Consider the following 24,883-nt stretch of genomic DNA (forward strand, 5'->3'; position numbering starts at 1 on the left):
TTAGCCGTTTCACCTTACTCTCGAAAGTGGCTGGGCCGCTCGCTCGTCCGGCCAGGCGGACCGCGGCAGCGTTTAGAGAGCTAACCTCTCCGGAGCTCAGGAGCCCCTGCATTTCGACGATCAAACTAGCATCGCTGTCCGAATAGCCGCCGCTGTTGCGCGGCCGACCGCGAGCCCCGCGGGAAGCCTCAAGAGATCCGGTAATTAGCCGCCGGGCGTGCTCCGGCGGCACGAAGGTGTGCCTGTCCTGCAGTAGCTTTTGGTCCGCCTCACTTAACAGCCCACGGCGATCCCCTTTGACGTACCTGGCAATTTCAGTTCCAACGCCGCCCTTCTCCAGTAACGTGCGGACATCTGGAAAATTCTTTGTAAGCTCCTTTCCCCGCTCAATAGCGTCGAGGAGACCACGATGTTTTGCCAAATCCCGTCTCCGTCGGGACTCCACAGAAAATGGGGAAGCGCGTGGAGTAAGCGCGTTTGTCGGATGGCCGTCCTATCCCCGCTTCCGATCTTCATTGATAACTCGGTCCAAGGCAACACACTCAACGTAGTAGCAAGGCCAACTTGCCCTCGAGTTTCCCGGCGGATACGGACCAGACCTAATCGGGGGACCGCCGCATGGAAGACGAAGACCTGATTGTCGAAAATTTGGAGGAGTTGGACGACGAAGCTCCAGCCGATGACCGCGAGCGGTCTCGCGATCCGGACGAGTTCTTCGCTAAAAGTGCATTCAGAATTGTTTATCAGACCAACAACTTCTTCTTACCTCAAATTCGCGACCTGATAGACAAGGGCGAGGTTCTGAACCTTCGGCCGGAATATCAACGAAGATTGCGTTGGACGACGCCGCAGAAATCTCGACTAATCGAGTCTTTGCTGCTGAACATCCCAATCCCTCCAATCTTCCTCTTTGAAAGTGACGCAGCACGCTACGAAGTAATGGACGGACAACAGCGGCTTAACACTGTCCGGGAATATCTCTCTGGGGCATTCTCGTTGAGTGGCCTCGAGGTTCTCCAGCCACTGAATGGTCTGCGGTACACGGCATGCCCTCCTAGAATAAAAAGGGCCTTAGATCGGGCAACATTATCCGCCGTGGTCCTTTTGCTCGAAAGCGAACCGGCCGGACGCCTTTCCCTCACAGACGTTCGCCGCTTCATCTTCGACCGGCTCAACACGGGCGGGACCAAATTAAACCCGCAGGAGATTCGAAACGCCATCTACCCTGGCAACTTCAATCAGGCCTTAATCCGGCTAAGCCGATACCCGCTATTCACACACGCCTTTGACATACCCGAATACGTCGAGGCTGATCCCAACGATTATTACGAGAACCCAAGACGGCAGAAGAACAACCTCTATTCGACCATGGGCGATTGCCAGCTCGTGCTCCGATACTTCGCGCTCATCGACGACGATAATATCCGTGGTTCCATGAAGACGATGCTCGACAGAGCGATGAGCACACGCATGGGCATCACGCACGAGCAAGCGATGGCGTTGGAGGATGAATTTCGAGAGCGCTTTAGGTTCCTTTACGAGCTTTTCGAAGGTGAACCCTTCCGATTGCTGCCAGATGAGAGGGGACGGACACGTGTGTCAGCAGCCCTGTACGACGCCTCGATGGTAGCGATACGCATGCTCTGGGCGCAGCGAGCAGACATTGCCGCGGACGCGCTGGGAGTTCGGCAGCGGATGGAGACCGCTCTAGATGATCCGGAGCAACTGCATGTGCTGACCGGGCAGGGAAATACGGCGAACGCCGTGCGCGCCCGGATCGGCCTTATGATGAAGATACTGCTCCCGACGGGTTAGCTGTGCCTTCGGTCTTTGCCTTGGTCGTTGAAGAGTTCGAAGAAGAGCTCGCAGCTATCTCCGCGTTAGTCAACGCGGCCGCAGACCCTAGCTTAGGCGGACCTCGAGCTCGTGTCGCGGGCGCGAACGCGGCGATCCTTCTGCTTGCCGCGACTTTCGAGGAATTCGTGAGGGAACTCGCCCGGTCTTTTGCACGCGCCGTTGTTGAGGGGTGCGACTCTTACGACAAGCTGCCTCCACGGCTGGCGACGGTCGCTTGGCGCAGGACGATGGAGTCGTTGGCCAGGCTACGGTTGAATGACAGAACAGAAGTTTTCTCCCGGGAGAGCATATTCGCGGACGCCCAGACGAGGTTCACCATCGCCTATGAGTTCTGCCGCGGAGATCTGACCCAAGACATTTATCAGGAGCTGATCCACAACGAGAGCAACATGCGGCCACAGGAACTGAATTCTCTGTTCAATCTGAGCGGACTGGGTAACGTTTGCGGTCTCGCAAGCGCGGAAGCCGAACTTTTGACCGAGTTGGGAGAGACGGAACCCGGACAGGCCGCTCCCCGGCTTGTTGAACGGCTAGAGGACTTCTTTGAACGGCGTAACCAAGTCGCTCACTCGCTCAATTCTATGCGGTCCAGTGGGCCCGAGCAGATAACCGCAGACATCGCCCTGTTGAGCGCTTTCGGGCGTAGCGTTCAAAAGGTGTTGGAGAGAGAGGCTCCACGCCCCGCCAGAGACGCCTCGACACCAGCCGCGACGTTGCCCGGCCGAGCGGTCGATGCGGCGGTCAGAGGGATTGCCAATTTTCTAAGAGGATTTTTCAAACCCTCGGCAGACCCCGCCTGACTTGGACGAATCATCACGCATTCCCAATATTTCCAGCTCTGGGGTAAGGCTTGCGGCTAGGCTGCGAGCCGAGGCCGGTTCAAAAAATGGCTCACAACAGCCATTTTCAGGCTCGACAGTGGTGCCCAGGAGAGGACTCGAACCTCCACGCCCTTGCGAGCGCCAGCACCTGAAGCTGGTGCGTCTACCAATTCCGCCACCTGGGCACAGGAGCTATGATTTCAGCTGGTAGGCGGCGCCATTTGGAGACGGGCCGGTGCCTTGTCAATTCCCGTTCGGCTCATAGTCGAGAATGTCGCCCGGCTTGCAATCCAGCTCCTCGCAGATCGCCTCGAGAGTCGAAAAGCGGATACCCTTCACCTTGCCGGATTTCAGCAGCGACAGGTTCGCCTCGGTGATGTCGATCTTCGCGGCTAGGTCCTTCGAGCGCATCTTCCTCAGGGCCAGCATCACGTCGAGCCGGACGACGATCGGCATCAGACGATCTCCCGCATTTCCTCGTCGATCGTCCGCGCGCGCTCCAGCAGGCGCGCGACGAGGAAAAGGATGAGGGTAATGCCGATGGTCATCAGGTCGCGCAGCTGGAGCTTGAACTCCAGATGATGCTCCGATCCCGGTCCGGCGAGCAGCGTCAGGGCGATGGGAATGGCGATCCATACGAGCGCGACGATCAGCAGCCACAAGGCGAAGGAGCGGAAGGCGCCGACGACGCGCGCGGAGAATAGGTCGCCCGCCGCAATTGCGCCGAGCATGCGGCTGAGCTGCCAGAGCGCTATGGTAAGAAGAACCATCGTGACGTCCGCCACCGCCATGATGGAAGGGGTGTCGCCCGCGGTCGCATGGGACTGCACACGAAGGAGCCCGACGCCCAGTCCGAAGCGGCCGGCGACGTAGACGAGCAGGATACAGGCCCAGACGATCCACACTCCAAGCTTCAAACGGAAAGCCGTCCTCGCGATGCTCGCGTGAGCCATCTTGACCTCATTATCGTTTTACAATAATTGATTTGCGTCTCTCGATACGGAGATAAAGGGAAACAACATGAAACGCCAGACGCGAATCGGCTTGGGACTGGCTGCTGCAGTCGCCGCCGCGGCTCTCTATCCCTGCTTCGCCGCCGCCCAGATCGCGACGCCGACGGTCAGCGCGGTCCCCGGCGCGTCGGCGGACATTCCGTTCGAGCTGTTTCGCGGGAACCGCATCGTCCTCAACGGCAGCGTCAACGGCGTCGAAACGCCGATGATGCTCGACAGCGGCGCCGGAGTGACGACGCTCGACGACGACTTCGCCAGGAAGATTGGGCTCGAGCCCGGCATGAAGATCACCGCCCAAGGCACGGGCGGGAACGAGCAGGGCGAGCTCGTCCAGAACGTGACGATCCAGGCCGGCAACCTGAAGCTCAGCGGCGTGACGGTGCTCGTGCTCGACCTCGATCGCATCGGAAAGGTGATCGGACGTCCCCTCCCCGCCGTTCTCGGCCGCGAGGTCTTCGTGAACAGCGTCATGGGGCTGGATTTCGACAAGAAGCTTCTGACGCTTTCGCCCGCAGCGAACTTTTCGGCGCCCGCCGGCGCCACTGAAGTGAAGCTCCGGCGCGAAGGCACGCTGCACTACCTCCCAATCGCGATCGACGGTCTTCCGCCGGTCGAGGCCGCACTGGACCTGGGCAACGGAGGTGCGCTCAGCGTTTCGAAGGAGTATTTCGACGCCAATCCGCGCCTGGCCTCGCTCCGGTACGCCGTCGGCCTCGGCGGAGGTGTTGGCGGCCTTCACGAGGATCGGCGAGCGACGATCCCGACCGTGACGGTCGGCGGCTTCCCCCTTTCCGGAGTGCCCGCGGATTTTCGCTCGGTTGCCAAGGGACCCTACGCGGGCCGTGCCAATGCCGGCATCCAGCTGTTCAAGCCATTTCACCTTACGCTGGACCTCGGCCATGACCGTCTCTGGCTCCAGCGGACGGACACGCCCGTCGACTTCCCCAAGGACCGCGCGGGCATGTTCATGCTGCTGGAGGATGACCACTTCAATGTGCTCCACGTCTCGCCGGGAAGCCCGGCCGACAAGGCGGGCCTGAAGAAGGGCGACAAGATCGTCTCGATCGACGGAGAGCGGGTCGGCCCCGGCTTCTACTCCTCCGAACATGGCGATTGGTCGAAGGACGCGGCCGGGACGGAGGCGGTAATCACCAAGGCGGATGGCGAGACGGTCAAGCTCACGCTCGCCGACTATTATTGATGAAAGGGCCGCGCTTTCGGGCTCGGTCCGCCTTGTCAACGACGCGCGCGAGCCGCTAGTGAGCGGCGCGATGCTGGACGGAAAAAACAAGCTCGCCACTGTGTTCGGCGGCGGCGGATTCATCGGCCGATATGTGTGCGAACAGTTGTTCGACTCCGGGGCTCGCCTGCGGGTCGCTAGCCGCAATCCGCGCTCCGCTTACTTCATCCAGCCGCTGGCCCAGGTCGGGCAATTCGGTTTCGTGCAAGCCGATGTCGCCAACCGCGACAGCGTCCGCCATGCGGTCGAGGGAGCCCATACTGTCGTGAACCTCGTCGGGTCCTTCAAGAACATGAAGGCCGCCCACGTGGATGGCGCACGGCACATCGCGGAAGCCGCCCGCGACGCCGGTGTTCAGGCTCTGGTGCATATCTCCGCGATGGGTGCGGACCCGAAGAGCGACTCCGTTTACTCTCGCACGAAGGGCGAAGGCGAGGCCGCCGTTCGCGCTGCCTTCCCGGGCGCCAGCATCATCCGCCCGTCGATCGTCTTCGGGCCTGAGGACGAGCTGACCAATCGGCTCGCAAGCATGGCGAAGCTTCCGGTGCTTCCGGTCGTTGCGCCGAACTGCCGTTTCCAGCCGGTGTATGTAGAGGATCTGGCAAAAGCGATTGCCAAAGCCGCCGTCGAACCGGCTGCTTACGCAGGCAAGACATTCGAGATCGGCGGTCCGCAGGTCTTCACCATGCGCGAGCTGACCGCCGAGATCCTGAAGGCCGCCGGCCGCGACACCGAGCTCGTCGACGTGCCGGGCCCCCTCGCCTCTGCCATCTCCTGGCTCGGCTTCCTTCCCGGTGCGCCGCTCACCCGCGACCAGTGGATGATGCTTCAGCGCGACAATGTTGCGGAAGCCGGCAGTACGGGCCTCGAGGCCTTCGGCGTCCACCCGACGCCCTTCGCTGCGATCGCTCCTGACTGGCTGGAGATGTACGGCGGCAACCGCTTTGCCCGCCGGCGCGTCAACATCACGGCGATCAACTAGCCAGTGCCGATCCTTCTGATCGCCATCATCCTCGGCATCGTCGAGGGGGTCACCGAGTTCCTGCCCGTGTCCTCGACCGGGCACCTAATCCTTGCGACCGAGTTGCTCGGATTCGATGCCGAGAAGTGGGCCGCCTTCAACGTCATCATCCAGTTGGGCGCGATCCTGGCGATCGTCGTCCTTTACTGGCGGACGTTCTGGGCCGTGCTCGAAGGCCTGCTTCGCAACAACCCTATGTCGTGGCGATTCATCCGCAACGTCCTAATCGGCTTCCTGCCCTCGGCGATCATCGGTTTCGTGCTGATCAACAAGATCGAGGCGCTCCTCGGCAATGCCGAAGTGGTTGCCTGGGCGCTGATCGTGGGCGGTATCGCGATCCTGCTGATCGAGAAGTTCGCGAAGCCCGGCGAGATCGTCGGCGTCGCGGAGATGCCGATCGGCCGCGTGCTCGGTATCGGCTTCATCCAGTGTCTCGCGATGATCCCAGGCGTCAGCCGTTCCGGCGCGACCATCCTCGGCGGCCTGTCACTCGGCGTCGAGCGGCGGACGGCTGCGGAGTTCAGCTTCTTTCTCGCCATCCCGACCATGGTGGGCGCAACTACACTGGAGCTCGTGAAGCATCACGACACCTTGCTTTCCGGAGCCAGCGGCGTCGGCTTCGGTACGGTCGCGGTCGGCTTCATCGTCAGCTTCGTCGTCGCGATCGTCGTGGTAAAAGCCTTCATCCACTACATCTCGCGGCACGGCTTCGCGCCTTTCGCCTGGTACCGCATCGTGGTCGGAGCGGCCGCTCTCGCGTGGCTTACCCTGCGCTAGGAATTCATCTGCCGTTCATCCGCGGCTAAGCTGTTGATCGCCAAGATATTTGCCTCACGTTCGAGGACTCAGGCGATGCGTTTCCACCTGCTGGCTCTTCCGTTCGCACTGGCTGCAGCACCAGCACTCGCGCAGGCCGCGCCGGCTCCGTCCCCATCGGACGACCTGCGAATTCCGCGGGAGCTCAGCGATCCTGCCCTTGCCAACCGTTTGGTCGATACGATGCAGGCGCTGTCGAAGGCATTCCTCAACTTGCCCGTTGGAGAAGCCGAGGCTGCGCTGCAGGGCCGGCCGGCGACCGCGGGCGACAAGCGCCGCACCGTCGCAACTGAGAGCGGGATGAGCGAGCGCGAACTCAAGCAGAAGATCGACGAGAGCCGGCCGATGATGATCGCCAGCCAGCGCGCGCTGATGGCCGCTCTCCCGGCGATGATGAAGGGCCTGAAGGACGCCGAGAAAGAGTTCGACCGGGCGGCGGCGAACATGCCTCGTCCCGATTATCCGAAGCGCTGACGCAGAGCGCTGGACGCGGGCGCGTCCCTCGCTAAAGCTGCCTCGCGATGTGGCAGCTCTTCCAGTTTCCGTTGTGCCCCTTTTCCCGCAAGGTCCGGCTCGTCATGGCCGAGAAAGGGATTGCCGCCGAACTGGTCCGTGAAAACCCGTGGGAACGCCGCGACGAGTTCATCGACCTGAATCCGGCGGGCGAGACACCCGTCCTCGTCGATGCCGACCAGGGGATCACGCTCATCGGGTCGCAGCCGATCGTCGAATATTTCGACGAGACCGTGGACCGCATGCCGATGATCCACGGCAATGCGGTGCTTCGCGCCGAGATACGCCGCCTCACCGAATGGTTCGACGAGAAGCTCTATCGCGAGGTCGTCGAGCCACTGATGAACGAGCGCATGCGCAAGCGCCTCGTCAACCGCGAGAGCCCGGACACGCGCATTTTGCGGGAAGCCATGCGCGTCGCCAACGGTCATCTGGATTATGTCGACTACCTGCTCGACCACCGCCGCTGGCTAGCCGGCCCCGGCCTCAGCCTCGCGGACTTCGCGGCGGCGGCGCACTTAAGCGTCATCGATTATCTCGGCGCGCTCGACTGGCGCGGGCACAAGCAGACGAAGGACTGGTACGCCGTCATGAAGTCTCGGCCCTCGTTCCGGCCGCTGCTCGGCGAACGTATGGAAGTGATCGTCCCGCCCGCCCACTACGATAAGGTCGACTTCTGAAGACGGCCCGGAGGATCGGGCTGGTAGCAGCAGTCCTGCTGCTGGTCCTCGTCGCGGTCGTCGTCTTCAACACGCTCCGTCTGAAGCCGGAAGCCCTGGGCAAAGCACCGCCGCCTTTGCCGGTCGATGCCGCGGCGGTCCAGCGGCTGTCGCAGGGCCTGCAGGTCCAGACCGTATCGACCGAGGCGGGTCCGCCGTCGCCCGAAGTCCTCGCGGCCTTTCACACTTTTCTCGAACGCAGCTTCCCGCTCATGCACGCGCAGCTGAAGCGCGAGGATGTCGGCGGAAGCCTGCTCTACACCTGGCAGGGGTTGGACCCCTCCGCTCCGGCCTTGCTGCTCATGGCCCATCAGGATGTCGTACCGGTCGAGGCGGGAAGCGACGGCAAGTGGAGCGCCCCGCCCTTCAGCGGCGCAATCGCCAACGGCTTCGTGATCGGCCGCGGCGCGATCGACGACAAAGGGTCGCTGATGGCGATCTTCGAAGCGGTCGAGCGATCACTCCAACGCGGACACCAGCCGCGGCAGACGATCTATCTGGCGTTCGGACATGACGAGGAGCGCGGCGGAACCGGCGCCCAGGCAATGGCGGCCCTGCTTAAACAGCGCGGCGCCAACATCGGTCTCGGCCTCGACGAAGGCTATGCCGTGCTCGATGGCGTCATCGGCGGCGTGAACGTGCCGGTCGCGATGATCGGCATCGGCGAAAAGGGCTATGTCTCGGTCGAGCTCACCGCCACCGGATCGGGCGGGCACAGCTCCATGCCGGCGAACGACAATTCAGCGGTTCGGATCGCGCGGGCGGTCGATCGGCTCTTCGAGCACCAGATGCCCGCACGGATCGATGGCGCGTCCGGCGCGATGCTCGACGGGATCGCCCCGTACGGGAGCTTCACGATGCGCGCCGCACTCGCGAACCGCTGGCTCACTGGGCCGCTCGTCGAACGCCAGCTTCTCGCCGTGCCGAGCACCGCCGCCGCGATCAGGACCACGACCGCGCCGACGATCCTCAACGCCGGCACCAAGGACAATGTCATCCCGCAGGTGGCTCATGCGGTCGTCAATCACCGCATCCTGCCAGGCGGCAGCATCGAAAGCGTGCTGGAGCACGACCGGAAGGTGATCGACGATCCCAAGGTGCAGGTCCGCCCCGCCTCCTTCCAACAGGAACCCGGCAAACCGGTGTCGCCGGAGAGCGTCGAATTCCAACAATTCAAAGCGCTGGTACGGAGCAGCTTCCCCGAAGCCGCCGTCTCGCCGGGCCTCGTTGTCGGAGCGACAGACGGCCGCCACTACCAACGCGTAGCCCGCGCCGTGCTCCGCTTCGTGCCGATCACCATGCGCAAGGGCGACCTCACGCGCTTCCACGGCAATGACGAGCGTATCGCCATTGCCGACTACATGCGGGCGATCGCCTTTTACGAAAAGCTGATCAGCGCGCCGCCGCTATCAGGTAGTTCAGGCTCACGTCCTCGCTGAGGTGAAGGCCGCGCGTGGGACCCCACGCGATGCCCCCCACGTCCAGGCACTTGAGCCCGGCACCCGCCAGCAGAAGCTTCATCCGCTCCGGCGCGATGAACTTGTCGAAGTGGTGCGTTCCCTTCGGGATTGCGCCGAAGCCTTCGGCCAGGGTGATGGTGATGAGCTTCGACCAGGCGGTGGCGTTGGGAGTCGAGAAAAGCAGCAGACCGCCGGGCGCCAGGCGCTGCGATAGCGACTGCAGAAAGGCCTGCGGATCGGCCGTGTGCTCGATGACCTCCATCGCCGTGATCAGGTCGAACTGGCCCTCGAGTTCCTCAATCGCGGACACGCGATAGTCGATCGACAGTCCGTGCCCCGACGCATGTTCACGCGCGGCTGCTATCAATTCGGCAGCGGGATCGATCGCGGTGACCTCTGCTCCCAGACGCGCCAGCGGTTCGGCCAGCAAGCCAGCGCCACAACCGACGTCGAGCGCCTTCTTCCCTTCAAGCGGCCGGCGGCTGCGCTCGTCGAGCGACCAGTGCTGGTCGATCTGGTCGCGGATGTAGGAGAGGCGCACGGGATTGAGCTTGTGCAGCATTGCCGAGGCGCCGTTCGGGTCCCACCAGTCGCCGGCGAGCTTCCCGAACTGCGCGATCTCTTCCTGAACGACGCTGGTCGTCGCTCGGGTCGAGCCCTCACTCATGCTTGTCTCAACCATGAGCCACCCGTAACAGGACGCGCCCGTTCACCCAAGGAGCCCAATGCCCTCCGCCAGCGAAAAGCGCATCGTTATGAAATTCGGCGGCACGTCGATGGCGGGCATCGAACGCATTCGCCACGTCGCCGAGCGCGTGCGGGCCGAGGCGAACGCGGGCAACCAGGTCGCGGTCGTCGTCTCCGCCATGGCCGGCGAGACCGACCGGCTGGTGCAGCTCTGCAAGGAGGCGGCGGCACTCTACGACCCGCGCGAATATGACGTGGTGGTCGCGAGCGGCGAGCAGGTCACTTCGGGCCTGCTGGCGATGACCCTGCAGGGGATGGGCGTGAACGCACGGTCCTACATGGGTTGGCAGCTTCCCATCCGAGCCAGCGGCCATAGCGCCGGCCTGATCGATCATATCGATGCGGAAGTTCTCGAAGGCGTCTTCGCGCAGGGCGGGATTGCGGTGATCCCCGGCTTCCAGGGAGTCACCGAGGCGGGCGACGTCGCTACGCTCGGGCGCGGCGGGTCGGACACGTCAGCGGTGGCGCTCGCAGTAGCGGCAAAGGCGGACCGCTGCGACATCTACACCGACGTCGAGGGCGTCTTTACCACCGACCCTCGGATCGTGCCGAGGGCGCGTAAGCTCGAGGCCGTCACCTATGAGGAAATGCTGGAACTGGCATCGGTCGGCGCGAAGGTTCTGCAAACCCGCTCCGTGGGCCTGGCCATGCGCTACAACATGCCGCTGCAGGTGCTCTCATCCTTCGAGGACAAGCCCGGCACTTTGATCGTCGGCGACGACAAAATCGAGGAATTCAACATGGAACGCGTGCTCGTCACCGGCATCGCTCACGACAAGAACGAGGCGCTCGTGACCCTCACCGGCCTGCCCGACAAGCCGGGAACGGTCGCGGCGATCTTTGGCCCGCTCGCCGCGGCGAACATCAACGTCGACATGATCATCCAGGCTGCGCCCCGCGAGGGCGAGAAGAGCGAGCTGACGTTTACCGTCCCGAAGGGCTCGCTGGCTCAGGCCGTGGCCGAGCTGGACAAGCTGAAGGACAACGGCGGTTTCGAGTCCATGACAACCGGCACCAATGTCGTGAAGGTCAGCGCTGTGGGCGTCGGTATGCGGTCGAACGCCGGAATCGCGGCACAGATGTTCCACACGCTCGCCGAGCGCGGCATCAATATCCGCGCCATCTCGACTTCCGAGATCAAGGTCTCGGTGCTGGTCGCGGAGGAATATACGGAGCTGGCCGTGCGCGTGCTTCACACTGCCTTCGGCCTCGACGACAAGGAAGCCAACGCGGGAGCGGCGGCATGAGCGGCGAAGGGCTGATCGCCGAACCGCGCGCCGTTCACCAGTCGGTCGGGCACGCCCGTCTCAAGGAGCTGATGCACCGCGGCACCGAGTTCCTCGGCTGCGAGGTTGCGATCATGGGCGGCGCGATGAGCTGGATCAGCGAGCGTCACCTCGTCTCCGCGATCTCTAATGCCGGCGGGTTCGGCGTGATCGCGTGCGGCGCGATGACGCCTGAGCTGCTCGACACGGAAATCGCCGAGACGAAGGTGCGCACGCAGCGGCCGTTCGGCGTCAATCTCATCACCATGCACCCGCAGCTCAGCGACCTGGTCGACGTCTGCACGCGCCATGGGGTCGGCCACGTCGTGCTCGCGGGCGGACTTCCGCCGGGCTGGGCGATCGAAAAGATCAAGGCGAGCGGCGCCAAGCTCATGGCCTTCGCTCCAGCATTAGCGCTGGCGAAGAAGCTCATGCGCTCCAGCGCCGACGCCATCGTCATCGAAGGCATGGAGGCCGGCGGCCACATCGGCCCGGTGTCGACCACCGTGCTGGCGCAGGAGATCCTGCCGCACGTCAGCCACGACATTCCGGTCTTCATTGCTGGCGGCATTGGTCGCGGCGAAGCGGTTGCAGCATATCTGGAGATGGGTGCGGTCGGCGTACAGCTTGGAACGCGCTTCGTCTGCTCGACCGAGTGCATCGCCCATGCGAACTTCAAGAAGGCTTTCCTTCGGGCATCCGCACGCGACGCCATTCCGTCGGTTCAGATCGACCCGCGCCTGCCTGTCATTCCCGTTCGCGCTCTCAAGAACCGCGAGATGGAGAAGTTCTCGGCCAAGCAGCGCGAGGTTGCCGATCTGCTCGACAGTGGCCAGATCGAGATGGCCGAGGCGCAGCTCCAGATCGAGCATTACTGGGCCGGCGCGCTTCGCCGGGCGGTGATCGAGGGCGATGTGGAAACCGGCTCGGTGATGGCCGGCCAGTCAGTGGGGATGGTCACCCGCGAGGAGCCTGTCGCGGAAATCATCCGGGAGCTCGTCGACGAAGCGGCTGCCGCCCTTGAAAGCCGCGGTTGAGCACTAGCGGGCGGCTAGGTAAGCGGCCACGCGAGAGACGTCTTGCTTCGACAGGCGCAGTCCTAACTTCGTGCGTCTGAAGACGACATCTTCAGCCGTTCCGGCCCATTCGTGGGCGACCAGATATTCGATTTCACGGCTCGTCAGCCCGGCGCCGAAGTCTTCGCCAAGGTCCGCGAGAGTTCGGGCGCCCTTCAGAATTGCCTCGGCACGGGTGCCATAGGTTCGCGCGAGCCGATCCACCATCGCCGCGGGCAACTCCGGGAAACGTGACGCGAGAGCCTCCGAGTAGGCTGCCACGTCGCCATCGGGCAAATCTCCTCCGGGGAGGAAATCGTCGTGTGACTGCGCCGACTCTCCCGGAAAGAACGGCGCAAGCCGATCCAACGCACGCTCGGCCAGCCTGCGATAGGTCGTAAGCTTGCCGCCAATGACGCTCAGAAGCGGTGGACCATTGTCGTCGAGTTCGAGCGCATAGTCGCGGGTGACCTTGGATGCGCTCTTGCCATCGTCGATCAGCGACCTCACTCCAGAATAGGTCCAGACGATATCGCTGCGCGAGACGGTTGATGTAAACGTGCGTCCCACAATCGCCAGCAAATAATCGATCTCCCCCTCGGTGATCGCCGGAGTGCTCGCGTCGCCGCTCCAGTCCACATCCGTCGTGCCTACCAGCGTGAACACTCGTTCGAACGGGATGGCGAAAACGACGCGGCCGTCGTCCCCCTGCAAGATGAAAGCGTGATCGCCGGGGAAAAGGCGCGGCACGACGATGTGGCTGCCCTTTACCAGCCTGACCCGCGGCCGCTGACGGAAGCCAGTGATCCTGTCGAACAGGTCGCCCACCCACGGCCCTGCGGCATTAACGACGGCGCGTGCGCGGATCGTCCGCCCGCTTGAGGATCCACGATAGGAGGCGACCCAATAGTCGCTCTCGCGCCGCGCCTCGACCAGTTCGGTCCGGGTGAGAATGCGCGCTCCACGCTCTGCCGCGCTCATGGCCGTCAGGACGACCAGGCGGCTGTCCTGCACCCGGCAGTCCCAATAGGTGAAACCCCGTCCTGCCCCCGGCCTCAGCCCGGCGCCTAGCGGACCCTCCAGGCGAACAGACCGGCTGCCTGGCAAGAAGTCCCGCCGGCTCAGGCGATCATAAAGAAACAGCCCCGCGCGGATGATCCACGCGGGTCGCGAGGACTTGTCGAGCGGAAGGACGAACTGCAGCGGCTCGACGATGTGCGGCGCCGAACGCAGCAGCCGCTCCCGCTCGGTGAGAGATTCACGCACGAGCCTGAATTCGCATTGCTCCAGATAGCGAAGCCCGCCGTGAACAAGCTTGCTGCTGGCCGACGAAGTGTGAGCCCCGAGGTCATCCTTCTCCACGAGAACGACCGACAGCCCTCTCCAGGCGGCCTCGCGGGCAATGCCGGCACCGTTGATGCCGCCTCCGACGATCAGCAAATCGACGTTCGCTTCGGTCACAAGGGGACGCCCTCCGGATGCAAGGATAACCGATTTGCGGTTCGCGTCGCGTGCGGATTGGCGCGGCGCACCGGCTCTGATAGCGCATGGGCATGCCGCTGAGCGCCGCAGCTTCCGCCCGAGAAATTCTGACGGGCCTTCACGACGTGATGGCCGGGCGCGGAACTGCACAATCCAAGCTCGACAAGGTCGTGGACCTCATCGCCGAAGCGCTGGAGAGCGAGGTCTGCTCGATCTACCTCCTGCGCGACAACAAGCTGGAGTTGTTCGCCACTCACGGTCTGCGCAAGGAAGCCGTCCACGTCACGCGCCTCAGCCTTGGACAGGGCCTCGTCGGCACGATCGCTGCCGAAAATCGAATTCTGAATCTTGCCGAAGCTGCCGAGCATCCCGCCTTTGCTTACCGCCCCGAAACGGGAGAAGAACGCTTCCACAGCTTCGCCGGCGTTCCGATCGTCCGACTGGAAAGTCCGGTCGGCGTTCTTGCCGTTCAGCATGCCGATCCTCGCCGCTACGAGGACGTCGAGATCGAAGCCCTGCAGACCGTCGCAATGGTTCTTTCCGAGATGATCGCCGGCGCCCGCCTGGTCGACGGCGCGCGCCGCAGCCGGCTGCGCAGCGCGGGTCCCTTGCGGCTGGCGGGGCTCAAGCTGGTCGCGGGAATGGCTAAGGGGCAGGCGGTCTTCCACCAGCCGCGGGTGGTGGTTGAGCACACCGTCGCCGAGGACACCGAGGCGGAGCGCGAGCGCGTCTACGGCGCCTTCCGCAAGATGCGCGAGCAGATCGATGCGATGACCAAGGAGGCCGAGTTCGGCACCGCGGGCGAGCATCAGGAGATCCTCGAGACCTACAAGATGTTCGCCTACGACGAGGGTTGGTCGCGGCGCATCAACGAGGCGATCGACAGCGGCCTCACCGCTGAGGCGGCGATCGAGCGGGTTCAGCAACGGATGCGTTCGCGGATGCGGGATATCGACGATCCGCTGCTCCAGGACCGAATGCACGACCTCGAAGATCTGTCGAACAGGCTGCTGAGGATCGTGTCGGGCCGCTTCGGAACGGCCGCACAGACCGGCTTGGCCCGTGACACCGTGCTGATCGCCCGCAACCTCGGGCCGGCGGAGCTCCTCGAATACGACCGGCGACGGCTGAAGGCCGTGCTTCTCGAGGAAGGCTCGCTCACCTCTCACATGACAATTGTGGCGCGCGCGATGGGCGTGCCAGTGGTCGGGCGATTGACCGACATCCGGCACAGCGTCGAGGAGGGCGAAACCATTCTCGTCGACGGCGACAACGGCAGCGTGATCGTTCGGCCGACGCGGGTGCTCGGCGCTGGGTTCGAGCATCGCCTGACCTTGCGCCAGCAGCGCCGCGCCGAGTTCGAGGCAGTGCGCAACCTGCCCGCCGTCTCGCAGGACGGAGTCCCGATCGGCGTGATGGTCAACGCCGGCCTCGCCGAGGACGCCGAGGGCCTCGAACTGATTGGCGCAGACGGCATTGGCCTGTTCCGCACCGAATTTCAGTTCCTCGTGTCGGCCACCCTCCCCGGCCGCGACCGGCAGCAGCGCCTCTACACCAAGGTGCTGGAGGCCGCGGGCGACCGCCCGGTGGTCTTCCGCACCGTCGACATCGGGGGCGACAAGGCCCTCCCCTATCTCACCGACATTCGCGACGAGTCCGAGAACCCCGCGATGGGGTGGCGCGCGTTGCGACTGTCGCTCGAACGCTCGACACTCATGAAGGCGCAGGCCCGCGCCTTGATCGAGGCGGCGGCCGGCAAGGTGCTTCGGGTGATGTTCCCGATGATTTCAGAGCCCTGGGAATATGAGGAAGCGCGGAAGCTCTTCGAAGAGCAGGTCGACTGGGCGCGGAAGGGCCACCGCAAGCTGCCGACACGGATCGAGTTCGGCGCCATGCTCGAAGTTCCTGCGCTGGCCGAAACGCTCGACCAGCTGCTGCCGCGGATCGATTTCCTCTCGATCGGGACCAACGACCTTACGCAATTCCTGTTCGCTGCCGACCGGGCGGACCCACGGCTTGCAGAACGCTATGACTGGCTGAGCCCCGCGATCCTACGCTTTCTGAGGCGCATCGCGAAGCAGGCGTGCGAGGCGGGCGTGCCGGTTCGCGTGTGCGGCGAAATGGGTGGCCGTCCACTCGAAGCCATGGCGCTGATCGGCATCGGAATCCAAGATTTCTCGATCACTCCTGCTGCCGTCGGACCGATCAAGGCGATGGTAAGATCCCTTGACGTCTCGAAAGTACGGGCGCGCATGGAGCAGCTGTTGGACCGCCCGCCGGTGAACATGCGCAAGACACTCGGCGATTGGGCGAAACGCCACCGCCTGGCGGTCGACTGATTCAGGCATAAACGGCGGTTGACAGGCCGCGGTCCGACTTGGAGAAGCGTGGTCGGGGGCTCGGGCCGGAGCGATGACGGAAAGCGAAGAGATCCATCAGACAATTTCCGCCGGTGAGCGCCTTCGTGCTGCTCGCGAGGCGAAGAAGGTGTCGCTTGAAGAGGTAGCGAACCAGACGCGGATCCCGCTCAGGCATTTGCAGAGCCTGGAAGAGAGCGATTGGTCGAAGCTGCCAGCGCCGACCTACACGATCGGCTTCGCAAAGAGCTATGCCAGCGCCGTTGGCCTGGACCGCAACGAGATCGCAGAGGACTTGCGCGCAGAGATGGGCGGCCAGCGCCCGGACTATAGCAGCGCAGAGGTGTTCGAACCGGTCGATCCCGCCAGGACCATGCCGAAATGGCTCGTTCTTGCCGCTCTCGGCGCCATCGTCCTCGTGGTCATCGCCCTCACCTGGCTTAACAATCGCTCGCTAGAGCCGGATGAAGTTGCGCCGCCGGAAGCCGCCGCCACCGCGCCGGCCGATCCGGGCAACCAGGCAGCAACCGCACCCGCACAGGCTCCGCAACCGCAGCCAGCAGCCACTTCCGGCCCGGTCGTCCTGACTGCAATGGAGCCGGCCTGGATCCAGGTCACCGACCAAGGCAAGACGCTGTTCATGGGCGAACTCGCCCCGGGACAGCGCTTCACCGTTCCACAGACCGCGACCGCACCCCTGTTGAAGGCCGGCAAGCCCGAGGCCCTGCGCGTGAACGTCGGCAGCGCCGTTGCGCCGCCGGTCGGCCCCCCAGGCCGAGTTGCATCAAAAGTCAGCCTGCTTTCCGCGGATCTCATGCGGGGAGGCTCTGCGGCACCCGCATCGGCTGGCACTCCCGCGACGCCCGCAGCAAGCGCGCCACCGGGCGTCCAGACCAACACGCAGTGAAGATTCATCCTCGCGTCAGCTGATTTTCGCTTCTAATCTGAGACGGTTCGTTCCCGGGGAGGGGAATCCATGAAGTCCGTTCGCATCAACAGCACCGCTTTGGCCGCTGTTCTGCTTGCCGTTCCAGCAACGCCCGCCGTCGCCCAGTATCAGGCTCAGCCGCAGTTCGGCGTGCCCCAGGCGCAGCCGTTTGCGACGCAGTCCTCTGTCGTAAACCTCGACAGCCGCATCGTCGCGCTCGAACGGCAGATCGCCGACCTCCTGCGCGCGCAGGAAGAGAACGGACACCGCATCAACGAGCTCGAAGGCAAGCTGAAACAGTCGCAGGAGGATGCGGCGAGCCGGATCGCTGCGCTCGAAGCCCAGCTTGCGGCCGCGAAGACGCAGGCTGCGACGGAAATCGAAGCCGCTCCCGTGACCAAACCTTCGAAGCCGAAGCCAGCAGTCGCCGGCGACGACGCCAAGCCCAAGCCGACCAACGCGGTCGCTACCAGCGAGACGGACCCCGCCGAGGAAGCCTACGACGCCGGCTATCAGCTGTGGAAGAACGGCGAGTATGACGAGGCGATCGGGGCACTCCGCGCTTTCACCTCGGCCTATCCGAATCATCGCCGCACGAGCTGGGCGAACAATCTCACTGGGCGTGCCCTGCTCGACAAGGGCGAACCGCGTGCGGCCGCGGAGGTCCTGCTCGCCAACTACCGTGCCAATCCGAAGGGCGAGCGCGCGCCGGACAGCCTGTTCTATCTTGGGCAGGCGTTGATGAAGCTCAAGCAGGCCGGGCAGGCCTGCAAGGCTTATGGAGAACTCGAGGCCGTTTATGGCGCGACCATGCGAGCCGACCTTAAGAAGCTGCTTCCGAACGCGAAGGCCGAAGCGAAGTGCAGCTGACCGTGGTAGGGGACCGGATATGGTCCCCGAAGGAACGGCCAATCGATTCCGCGCTGATCTAGACGCGCTGATCCCGCCCGGCACGCGCTTCGGCGTTGCCGTTTCCGGTGGTGCCGACAGTCTCGCGCTGCTGCTGCTCGCCGCGGATGTCCGTCCAGGCGAGATCGAGGCCGCAACGGTGGATCACGGCCTCCGTGCGGAAAGCCGCGCGGAAGCCGAGGCCGTCGGGGACCTTTGCGAGCAGCTCGGCGTCCCTCACGCCATCCTGGCGATCGAATGGGACGTCCCGCCGAGCACCGCTCTGCAGGAGCAAGCGCGCGAAGTTCGATACGGCGCACTCGCCGGATGGCTGGGCGAGCAGTCTCTCGCCTCCGTCGCCACGGCCCACCACGCTGACGATCAGGCCGAAACGCTCCTGATGCGCCTCAACCGCGGCTCCGGAATTCGCGGCCTCTCCGGCATGCGCCCACTGGCCGCCGTTCCCGGCCATCCCAATCTCCAGCTCTTGCGCCCGCTGCTCGGCTGGCGCCGTACCGAGCTGGAAGGCGTATGCGAGCAAGCCGATCTGATCCCCATCCAAGACCCGAGCAATTCGAATGAGCGGTTCGAACGGGTTCGCGTCCGCCGAGCGCTCGCAGACGCGGATTGGCTAAACCAGGCCGCGCTCGCCCGTAGCGCCGCCAACCTCGCGGACGCCGACGACGCGGTCGAATGGGCCGCGGCGATGGAATGGACGCGTTTCGCCGAGGTCGAAGAGGGAGCGATGACCTACCGACCGGCTGCCGCACCGGCAGAGATCCTGCGCCGGATCGTTGCCCGGGCTATCGAAGAGCTCGGGACCGAGGGCAGCCCCGGAGACTTGCGCGGCCGTGAACTCGATCGGCTGCTGTCCGACCTGCAGGCGGGTAATACGACCACCTTGCGCGGTGTCCGCTGCGCAGGCGGACAGAGGTGGCGGTTTACGCCCGCCCCGCCGAGGACCTCCTGATTGCCGGCGAGCCTGGCCGGCTCAGCACCTCACCTGGTAGTCGTAATGCACCTGGTGGTGCTGATCGACGTAGTAACAATAGCCGCGGGTATCGCGGTAATATTGGCGATCGCCGACAATTGCGCCGACCATGCCGCCTAGCACGCCGCCGACGGCCGCGCCTGCACCTGTCCCGATTCCCGGGATGACGGACCCGGCAATCGCACCTGCTCCCGCACCGATCACGGCACCCGTGGCGCCGCTGGCGACCACATGGTCTCTGTACGGATCGCTCGTGCAACCTCCGATGGCGAGACTGCTCACGGCGACGGCGGAGAGTAGCAGGCGTTTCATGTCTGGCCTCCAGGACAGCGCAGTCCCCGACCCCGGCACTCGAACCCGCAATGGAGCCCTGCGGACCGTAATGGCATCCGGAGAATGACCGATGGAGCGCGATGCGAGCACCGCGCGGTGATGCTGAGACCCTGTCCGACTAAGGCCTATCCCCGATGGCCGAGGCCCCATCCTGAACCGAAAAGAGCGACTGAGCGCTCAGGGATTATCCCAGCGCGCTGGAGCGGCTCGGCATGGCAGTGCATTCGAGGGGGATAGACAAGAAAACGCGACGGGTGGTTTTCCTTGCGATCGCTCTCCTGCTCGCCGGCCCAGTCTACCTCACAGCAGGGCATGTGATCGAAAAAGTGCGCGGACCCGAACAGATCATCCATCCCGAAAACGATCAGCTCATAGTCCTTCGCGACGGAACTACCCTGCACGTCCGCGAAGGATCGAGCGGCCGGAGGATCGCCGATTGGCTCGAACTAGACGTGCAGGGCCAAAAGAGCTTCGAGGTCGGAAATGAGAATTTCGCGCCGAATTCGGCAACTCTGACCCATGACGGTTGGCAGCACGTGGCCCAGTTCGCGCAGATGCTGGAAGCACATCCGGGGGTCAGTGCGGTCGTTCTTTACTCAGCTCGTCACGGCAATCCGGCGACGGTGAAGCTTGAGCATCTGCGCGCCGGTCTCATTCACGACGAAGCGTTGAGACAAGGTGTGCATGGCGAGCAGATCGCCGTCGCCGAAGAGACTTTCGAAGCAACCCACAACACCGCGAGCGATGAGGGGCTGGAAGTCGTTCTCACCAACAAAGGGTGAACCGCAGCCACAGAGTGATCCCGTCCCATTCCGAAACCGTCCGACCGAGGCACGATTCGCGGGGCGCCGGTATCATTGTTATTAAGGTGGAAGCGCTTATCTTAGCTTCTGATCTGGCCCCAAGGCCGTCGAGAGAGACGAAATGAACGAGAAAAAGCCCACGAATCCATGGGCGAAGAGCCTGCTGATCTGGGTCGGCATTCTGTTCGGACTGGTTGTGTTCGTGCAGATGATCGGCGGAGGATCGAAGGCCGCTACGGGCGAGGCCATCGCCTATTCCGAATTCGTCAAGCAGGTCGACGAGGGCAATGTCCAGTCCGTCACGACCTCTTCGAGCGCCAGCGGTAATCAGCTGATCACCGGCAAGCTCGACAGCGGCCAGGCGTTCCGTACGACGGCGCCGGCCGACGCGCAGGTTACCGACCGCCTGATCAAGGCAGGCGTGCAGGTGCAGGCCAAGGAAGCCGAGCAGTCGAGCTTCTGGCTGATCCTCCTCTACCAGTCGCTGCCGTTCCTCCTGATTCTCGGCATCAGCTTCTTCGTGATGCGGCAGATGCAGAAGAATGCCGGCTCCGGAGCCATGGGCTTCGGCAAGAGCCGCGCCCGTATGCTGACCGAGAAGCAGGGCCGCGTGACCTTCGCCGACGTCGCCGGCATCGACGAAGCTCGCGAGGAGCTTCAGGAGATCGTCGAGTTCCTCAAGGACCCGGGCCGGTTCGCCCGTCTCGGCGGCAAGATCCCGAAGGGTGCGCTGCTGGTCGGCTCGCCGGGTACCGGCAAGACGCTTCTCGCCCGTGCCATCGCGGGTGAGGCCGGCGTTCCCTTCTTCACCATCTCCGGCTCGGACTTCGTCGAGATGTTCGTCGGCGTCGGCGCCAGCCGCGTCCGCGACATGTTCGACCAGGCCAAGAAATCCGCCCCGTGCATCGTCTTCATCGACGAAATCGACGCGGTCGGCCGCCATCGCGGCGCCGGCCTCGGCAACGGCAACGACGAACGCGAGCAGACGCTCAACCAGCTGCTCGTCGAGATGGACGGCTTCGAAGCGAACGAAGGCATCATCATCATCGCCGCGACCAACCGTCCGGACGTGCTCGACCCGGCGCTCCTGCGTCCGGGCCGCTTCGACCGCCAGGTCGTCGTTCCGCGTCCCGACATCGATGGCCGCGAGCAGATCCTCCAGGTGCACATGAAGAAGGTGCCGCTGGCGCCCGATGTCGACGCCCGCGTCATTGCGCGCGGCACTCCGGGCTTCTCCGGTGCCGACCTCGCGAACCTCGTCAACGAGGCTGCCCTTCTGGCCGCCCGCAAGGGCAAGCGCCTGGTCGCGGCTCAGGAGTTCGAGGAGGCCAAGGACAAGGTGCTGATGGGCACCGAGCGCAAGTCCATGGTCATGACCGAGGACGAGAAGCGCATGACCGCGTATCACGAGGCAGGTCACGCGATCGTCGCTCTCCATGAGCCTGCTTCGGACCCGATCCACAAGGCAACGATCATCCCACGCGGCCGCGCGCTGGGCATGGTGATGCGCCTGCCGGAGCGCGACAATTACAGCTATCACCGCGACAAGATGTACGCGAACCTCGCCGTCTCCATGGGCGGCCGCGTCGCCGAAGAGCTGATCTTCGGATACGACAAGGTGAGCTCGGGCGCGTCGTCCGACATCAGCTACGCGACCAACCTCGCGCGCGACATGGTCACCCGCTGGGGCATGTCCGACGAGCTCGGCCCGCTGCAGTACGCGGAAGCGGACGAGGAGGTCTTCCTCGGCTATTCCGTCAATCGCCAGAAGAACATGTCGAACGAGACGGCTCAGGCGATCGACAAGGAAATTCGCCGCATCGTGGAGCAGGGCTACGATCGCGCGAAGCATCTGCTCGAGGAAAATCGTGAGCAGCTCGAGACTCTCGCCAAGGCGCTCCTCGAATATGAGACGCTGAGCGGCGACGAGATCACGCAGCTGATGGCTGGGGGCGCAATCGATCGCGGAGGTCCGAAGGGTCCGGCGATCCCGGCTGCGGGATCATCGATCCCGAAGGCCAAGCGTCCGGCGTCGGGTATCGGCGGACCGGCTACAGCCGGCGCTTGAGAGCCTACCGGCTCGGCCTTGCAGTCTTCGTCCTCGCCAGCGCCTCTCCGGCGCTGGCTGAGGAGGTCGCGAGCTTCCTCGTCAGGGTGAAGGCGGTCGAACGGCTCGGCCCGTTCGCTTTCTTCTCACGCGATTTCTACCGGCTGAAAGCCTTGGTTGAAGCCGATGGCGAAGAGCTGAAGAAGGAATATGCCGAGGCGAAGGCCGCAGGGCGCGAGACCACGTTCTGCCCTCCCGCCAAGGACAAGCCCCGCGTCAATCCGAAGGAATATCTGGCGGCGCTGAACGCGGTCCCTGAAGATCAGCGCAAGACGACCACGACCAAGGACGTTCTCAAGACCGTCCTCGAGCGCAAATACCCCTGCAAATCCTAGAACAGCCCCATTGCTACCAGAACGATCAGAAAGAGCATCGCTGCGACGAACGCGAACAAGGTAAGGAGCGTGGCGCGCCAGATCGCCCCCCACCGGCTCAGCTCGTAAGTCCCGCGCAGCTGCCGATACATGTGGATGGGCGGAACAAACCAGAGCAGGCTGGCGATCGACGGCGCGACGAAGTCCAGCAATGTGCCGACCATCAGCAGCAGCAGCATGAAGCAGAGCGAATACGTCACGAAGACCGTGTGGTCGTAGAGCCGAAAGCGCCTGCTGAACGGGAAAAGCAGCCAGACGAAAGGTACGGACAGAGGGATCAGCGCCCAGCTGAATTTGTAGGCGTTCGATTTGAGCTTGTAGAGCACCAGTTCCGGGTTTTTCAGGGCGTGTTCGACGGCGGACCGGAACCAGCCCGGCATGTCGTCGGAGACCTGCACGGCGCTTCCTTCAATCCCCCTTGCCTGCAACCGCTTCAGGCCATCCAACTCCCTTCGAGTTTGCGCAATCTCGGCATCGATACCCACGGTGGAGCGGTCGGCCTTCTCCCTCTGCGCACGCTCAGCCTGCTGACGGGTGAGAGTCGCCTCGTGATCCTTAACCTGCGTGGCAACATCGGCCTTCACCTGCTCGGGGATCTCACCGAGCCCGGTCGCACTGACCACCGCGAACATCAGGAAGACGCAGAACAGGAAGAGTGCGATCGGCGACACGTAGCGCGCTCTCTGTCCGTCGATATAGCCGCGGGTCAGCTGCCCCGGCTTCCAGATGAGCATGGGAAGCGTCGTCCAGATCTTCCCTTCGAAATGGAACACGCCGTGCAGCAGGTCATGGAAGAACGCCGAGAGCGAACGGTGGACGTGCGCCCTCTGGCCGCAGACGTAGCAGAACTCGCCTGAAAGCTGCGTCCCGCAGTTGAGGCAGGCGCTCTCGTGGGTATGGCCGTCGCCCTTGCGCCCTGCGCGCTCGACTGCCCCGGCGAGAACTGCGCCGGTCGCTGCGTCACCGATAGCTTCCAGGTCCGGCATCCATTTCCCCCTGCGGCGACATTATGCGGCCTTCACGGCTCATGCTAGCGGTCGACGCGTGAAGCGCGTTGGTCTCCTCGGCGGCTCGTTCAACCCGGCGCACCGGGGACACCGGCACATCAGCCTTGCCGCCATGACGGCACTTGGCCTTGACGAAGTCTGGTGGCTGGTCTCGCCCGGCAATCCGCTGAAGGAGGGCGCGAAGGACATGGCGTCCTTCGGCGCGCGCTTCGCCTCCGCAAAGACAATGGCGCGGCGATCCCGCATCAAGGTCAGCGATTTCGAAGCCCGCCAGGGCACTCGCTACACCGTCGACACTGTGGCGAAGCTGAAGAAACGCCACCCGAACATCCGCTTCATCTGGCTGATGGGCGCCGATACTGTTGCACAATTCCATCAGTGGAGGCGTTGGCGCAAGTTGGCGGAATCACTGCCAATTGCGGTCATCTCCCGGCCCGGTTATGATTCGTCTGCCCACGCGGCTCGCGCGATGGGCTGGCTTCGAAGGTTCGTCCATCCTTCCGGCCAGGCCAGGGAATGGACGGATTGGAGTGCACCGGCGATCTTGCTGCTTCGCCTGCCGCCCGACCCGACATCCGCTACCGGCTTACGCGCGCACGACCCCAACTGGCATTTGCGGTTCATGGACCCGGCAGCGGGTTCCAAACGTTTCGTTATGCCAACTTTACCTAGGAGAGCACTTGCCCGACCGTCCCACTGAGACCGCCGTCAAAGGCCGTCCTGAGATCGACGTCGAAGACCTCCATCGCCTCGTGCTTCAGTCGCTAGACGACGACCAGGCCGTCGAGGTCGTTTCCATTCCATTGGCGGGCAAGTCCAGCATCGCAGATCACATGGTCATCGCCTCGGGCCGCTCTACGCGGCAGGTGGCGTCGATGGCGCACAAGCTCGCCGACCGGATCAAGGAGAAGTACGGCAGGATCGCGCGGATTGAGGGTTTACCCGCAGCCGACTGGGTCCTGATCGACGCAGATGACGTAATTGTGCATCTTTTCCGTCCCGAAGTGAGAAGTTTTTACAATTTGGAACGTATGTGGGCTTTCGGCGATGATGCCGATAAGAGTACAGCCGCTCGCGGGTGAGGGC

Annotated in this window: 25 protein-coding genes and 1 tRNA gene; 19 read left to right on the forward strand and 7 right to left on the reverse strand. The window is 63.9% G+C overall.

Features of this window, described 5'->3' with window-relative positions:
- Positions 1–618: 618 nt before the first annotated feature.
- A complete protein-coding gene (locus LZ016_RS09610; RefSeq protein ID WP_241447156.1) occupies positions 619–1,815 on the forward strand; it encodes a DUF262 domain-containing protein in 1,197 nt (398 codons plus the stop codon).
- Between the two features lie 2 nt (positions 1,816–1,817).
- Entirely contained in the window at positions 1,818–2,657 is an 840-nt protein-coding gene (locus tag LZ016_RS09615; protein ID WP_241447157.1) for a HEPN domain-containing protein, read from the forward strand.
- A gap of 119 nt (positions 2,658–2,776) precedes the next feature.
- On the opposite strand, the gene LZ016_RS09620 is transcribed toward LZ016_RS09615, so the two are convergent.
- The 3 genes from LZ016_RS09620 to LZ016_RS09630 form a co-directional block, all read right to left on the reverse strand.
- A tRNA-Leu gene (locus LZ016_RS09620) sits at positions 2,777–2,863 on the reverse strand.
- A 58-nt stretch (positions 2,864–2,921) separates the two neighbouring features.
- Positions 2,922–3,134, reverse strand: coding sequence for a helix-turn-helix domain-containing protein (locus tag LZ016_RS09625; RefSeq protein WP_241447158.1), 213 nt, complete (start codon positions 3,132–3,134; stop codon positions 2,922–2,924).
- Entirely contained in the window at positions 3,134–3,631 is a 498-nt protein-coding gene (locus tag LZ016_RS09630; protein WP_241447159.1) for a DUF2975 domain-containing protein, read from the reverse strand. Before LZ016_RS09630 ends, LZ016_RS09625 begins: the two co-directional genes overlap by 1 nt.
- Positions 3,632–3,698: 67 nt before the next feature.
- Between LZ016_RS09630 and LZ016_RS09635 the strand changes: the two genes are divergently transcribed.
- The 6 genes from LZ016_RS09635 (at position 3,699) to LZ016_RS09660 (ending at position 9,439) form a co-directional block, all read left to right on the forward strand.
- A complete protein-coding gene (locus LZ016_RS09635) occupies positions 3,699–4,892 on the forward strand; it encodes an aspartyl protease family protein (protein ID WP_241447160.1) in 1,194 nt (397 codons plus the stop codon).
- 70 nt (positions 4,893–4,962) lie between these two features.
- Positions 4,963–5,913: a complex I NDUFA9 subunit family protein gene (locus LZ016_RS09640; protein WP_241447161.1), complete on the forward strand. Its 951-nt coding sequence runs from the start codon at positions 4,963–4,965 to the stop codon at positions 5,911–5,913.
- Between the two features lie 3 nt (positions 5,914–5,916).
- Positions 5,917–6,729, forward strand: coding sequence for an undecaprenyl-diphosphate phosphatase (locus LZ016_RS09645; protein WP_241447162.1), 813 nt, complete (start codon positions 5,917–5,919; stop codon positions 6,727–6,729).
- Between the two features lie 75 nt (positions 6,730–6,804).
- Positions 6,805–7,242, forward strand: a complete 438-nt coding sequence (locus LZ016_RS09650) for a hypothetical protein (protein WP_241447163.1) — start codon at positions 6,805–6,807, stop codon at positions 7,240–7,242.
- 47 nt (positions 7,243–7,289) lie between these two features.
- Positions 7,290–7,961 (forward strand): glutathione S-transferase family protein, encoded by a 672-nt coding sequence (locus tag LZ016_RS09655; protein WP_241447164.1) that lies wholly within the window; start codon positions 7,290–7,292, stop codon positions 7,959–7,961.
- A gap of 116 nt (positions 7,962–8,077) precedes the next feature.
- Positions 8,078–9,439 carry a M20/M25/M40 family metallo-hydrolase gene (locus LZ016_RS09660; RefSeq protein WP_241447165.1) on the forward strand — a complete coding sequence of 454 codons (1,362 nt, stop codon included), beginning with the start codon at positions 8,078–8,080 and terminating at the stop codon, positions 9,437–9,439.
- Here the strand turns inward: LZ016_RS09660 and ubiG are convergent.
- Entirely contained in the window at positions 9,393–10,142 is a 750-nt protein-coding gene (ubiG, locus tag LZ016_RS09665) for a bifunctional 2-polyprenyl-6-hydroxyphenol methylase/3-demethylubiquinol 3-O-methyltransferase UbiG (RefSeq protein WP_241447166.1), read from the reverse strand. The two genes, LZ016_RS09660 and ubiG, sit on opposite strands and share 47 nt — an antisense overlap.
- Positions 10,143–10,185: 43 nt before the next feature.
- On the opposite strand from ubiG, the gene LZ016_RS09670 reads away from it, so the two are divergent.
- Positions 10,186–11,454: an aspartate kinase gene (locus LZ016_RS09670; RefSeq protein ID WP_241447167.1), complete on the forward strand. Its 1,269-nt coding sequence runs from the start codon at positions 10,186–10,188 to the stop codon at positions 11,452–11,454.
- Entirely contained in the window at positions 11,451–12,509 is a 1,059-nt protein-coding gene (locus LZ016_RS09675; protein ID WP_241447168.1) for an NAD(P)H-dependent flavin oxidoreductase, read from the forward strand. The genes LZ016_RS09670 and LZ016_RS09675 overlap by 4 nt, the downstream gene beginning before the upstream one ends.
- A gap of 3 nt (positions 12,510–12,512) precedes the next feature.
- Here LZ016_RS09675 and glpD read toward each other — a convergent pair whose 3' ends face one another.
- Entirely contained in the window at positions 12,513–13,988 is a 1,476-nt protein-coding gene (gene glpD, locus LZ016_RS09680; RefSeq protein WP_241447169.1) for a glycerol-3-phosphate dehydrogenase, read from the reverse strand.
- Positions 13,989–14,080: 92 nt separating this feature from the next.
- Here glpD and ptsP point away from each other — a divergent pair, with 92 nt between their 5' ends.
- From ptsP to tilS, 4 genes are all read left to right on the forward strand, one after another.
- Complete coding sequence (gene ptsP, locus LZ016_RS09685; protein WP_241447170.1) at positions 14,081–16,348, forward strand: phosphoenolpyruvate--protein phosphotransferase; 2,268 nt, start codon at positions 14,081–14,083, stop codon at positions 16,346–16,348.
- Between the two features lie 73 nt (positions 16,349–16,421).
- Positions 16,422–17,273, forward strand: coding sequence for a helix-turn-helix domain-containing protein (locus tag LZ016_RS09690; protein ID WP_241447171.1), 852 nt, complete (start codon positions 16,422–16,424; stop codon positions 17,271–17,273).
- A 69-nt stretch (positions 17,274–17,342) separates the two neighbouring features.
- Positions 17,343–18,164 carry a tol-pal system YbgF family protein gene (locus LZ016_RS09695; protein ID WP_241447172.1) on the forward strand — a complete coding sequence of 274 codons (822 nt, stop codon included), beginning with the start codon at positions 17,343–17,345 and terminating at the stop codon, positions 18,162–18,164.
- A 19-nt stretch (positions 18,165–18,183) separates the two neighbouring features.
- The gene (tilS, locus tag LZ016_RS09700; RefSeq protein WP_241447173.1) at positions 18,184–19,152 is read left to right on the forward strand and encodes a tRNA lysidine(34) synthetase TilS; all 969 of its coding nucleotides are present in this window, start codon (positions 18,184–18,186) and stop codon (positions 19,150–19,152) included.
- A gap of 21 nt (positions 19,153–19,173) precedes the next feature.
- Here tilS and LZ016_RS09705 read toward each other — a convergent pair whose 3' ends face one another.
- Positions 19,174–19,485 (reverse strand): YMGG-like glycine zipper-containing protein, encoded by a 312-nt coding sequence (locus LZ016_RS09705; RefSeq protein ID WP_241447174.1) that lies wholly within the window; start codon positions 19,483–19,485, stop codon positions 19,174–19,176.
- Between the two features lie 275 nt (positions 19,486–19,760).
- On the opposite strand from LZ016_RS09705, the gene LZ016_RS09710 reads away from it, so the two are divergent.
- The 3 genes from LZ016_RS09710 (at position 19,761) to LZ016_RS09720 (ending at position 22,751) form a co-directional block, all read left to right on the forward strand.
- Complete coding sequence (locus tag LZ016_RS09710; RefSeq protein WP_241447175.1) at positions 19,761–20,288, forward strand: hypothetical protein; 528 nt, start codon at positions 19,761–19,763, stop codon at positions 20,286–20,288.
- 142 nt (positions 20,289–20,430) lie between these two features.
- On the forward strand, positions 20,431–22,377 hold the full coding sequence (gene ftsH, locus LZ016_RS09715) for an ATP-dependent zinc metalloprotease FtsH (protein ID WP_241447176.1): 1,947 nt from the start codon (positions 20,431–20,433) through the stop codon (positions 22,375–22,377).
- Positions 22,374–22,751, forward strand: coding sequence for a hypothetical protein (locus LZ016_RS09720; RefSeq protein ID WP_241447177.1), 378 nt, complete (start codon positions 22,374–22,376; stop codon positions 22,749–22,751). Before ftsH ends, LZ016_RS09720 begins: the two co-directional genes overlap by 4 nt.
- Here the strand turns inward: LZ016_RS09720 and LZ016_RS09725 are convergent.
- On the reverse strand, positions 22,748–23,776 hold the full coding sequence (locus tag LZ016_RS09725; RefSeq protein WP_241447178.1) for a DUF3667 domain-containing protein: 1,029 nt from the start codon (positions 23,774–23,776) through the stop codon (positions 22,748–22,750). The two genes, LZ016_RS09720 and LZ016_RS09725, sit on opposite strands and share 4 nt — an antisense overlap.
- Before the next feature lie 58 nt (positions 23,777–23,834).
- Between LZ016_RS09725 and LZ016_RS09730 the strand changes: the two genes are divergently transcribed.
- Positions 23,835–24,497 carry a nicotinate-nucleotide adenylyltransferase gene (locus LZ016_RS09730; protein WP_241447179.1) on the forward strand — a complete coding sequence of 221 codons (663 nt, stop codon included), beginning with the start codon at positions 23,835–23,837 and terminating at the stop codon, positions 24,495–24,497.
- On the forward strand, positions 24,478–24,879 hold the full coding sequence (rsfS, locus tag LZ016_RS09735; RefSeq protein ID WP_241447180.1) for a ribosome silencing factor: 402 nt from the start codon (positions 24,478–24,480) through the stop codon (positions 24,877–24,879). The genes LZ016_RS09730 and rsfS overlap by 20 nt, the downstream gene beginning before the upstream one ends.
- The last annotated feature ends 4 nt before the right edge of the window (positions 24,880–24,883 follow it).

It is taken from the genome of Sphingomonas telluris, from assembly GCF_022568775.1.
Classification (GTDB): domain Bacteria; phylum Pseudomonadota; class Alphaproteobacteria; order Sphingomonadales; family Sphingomonadaceae; genus Sphingomicrobium; species Sphingomicrobium telluris.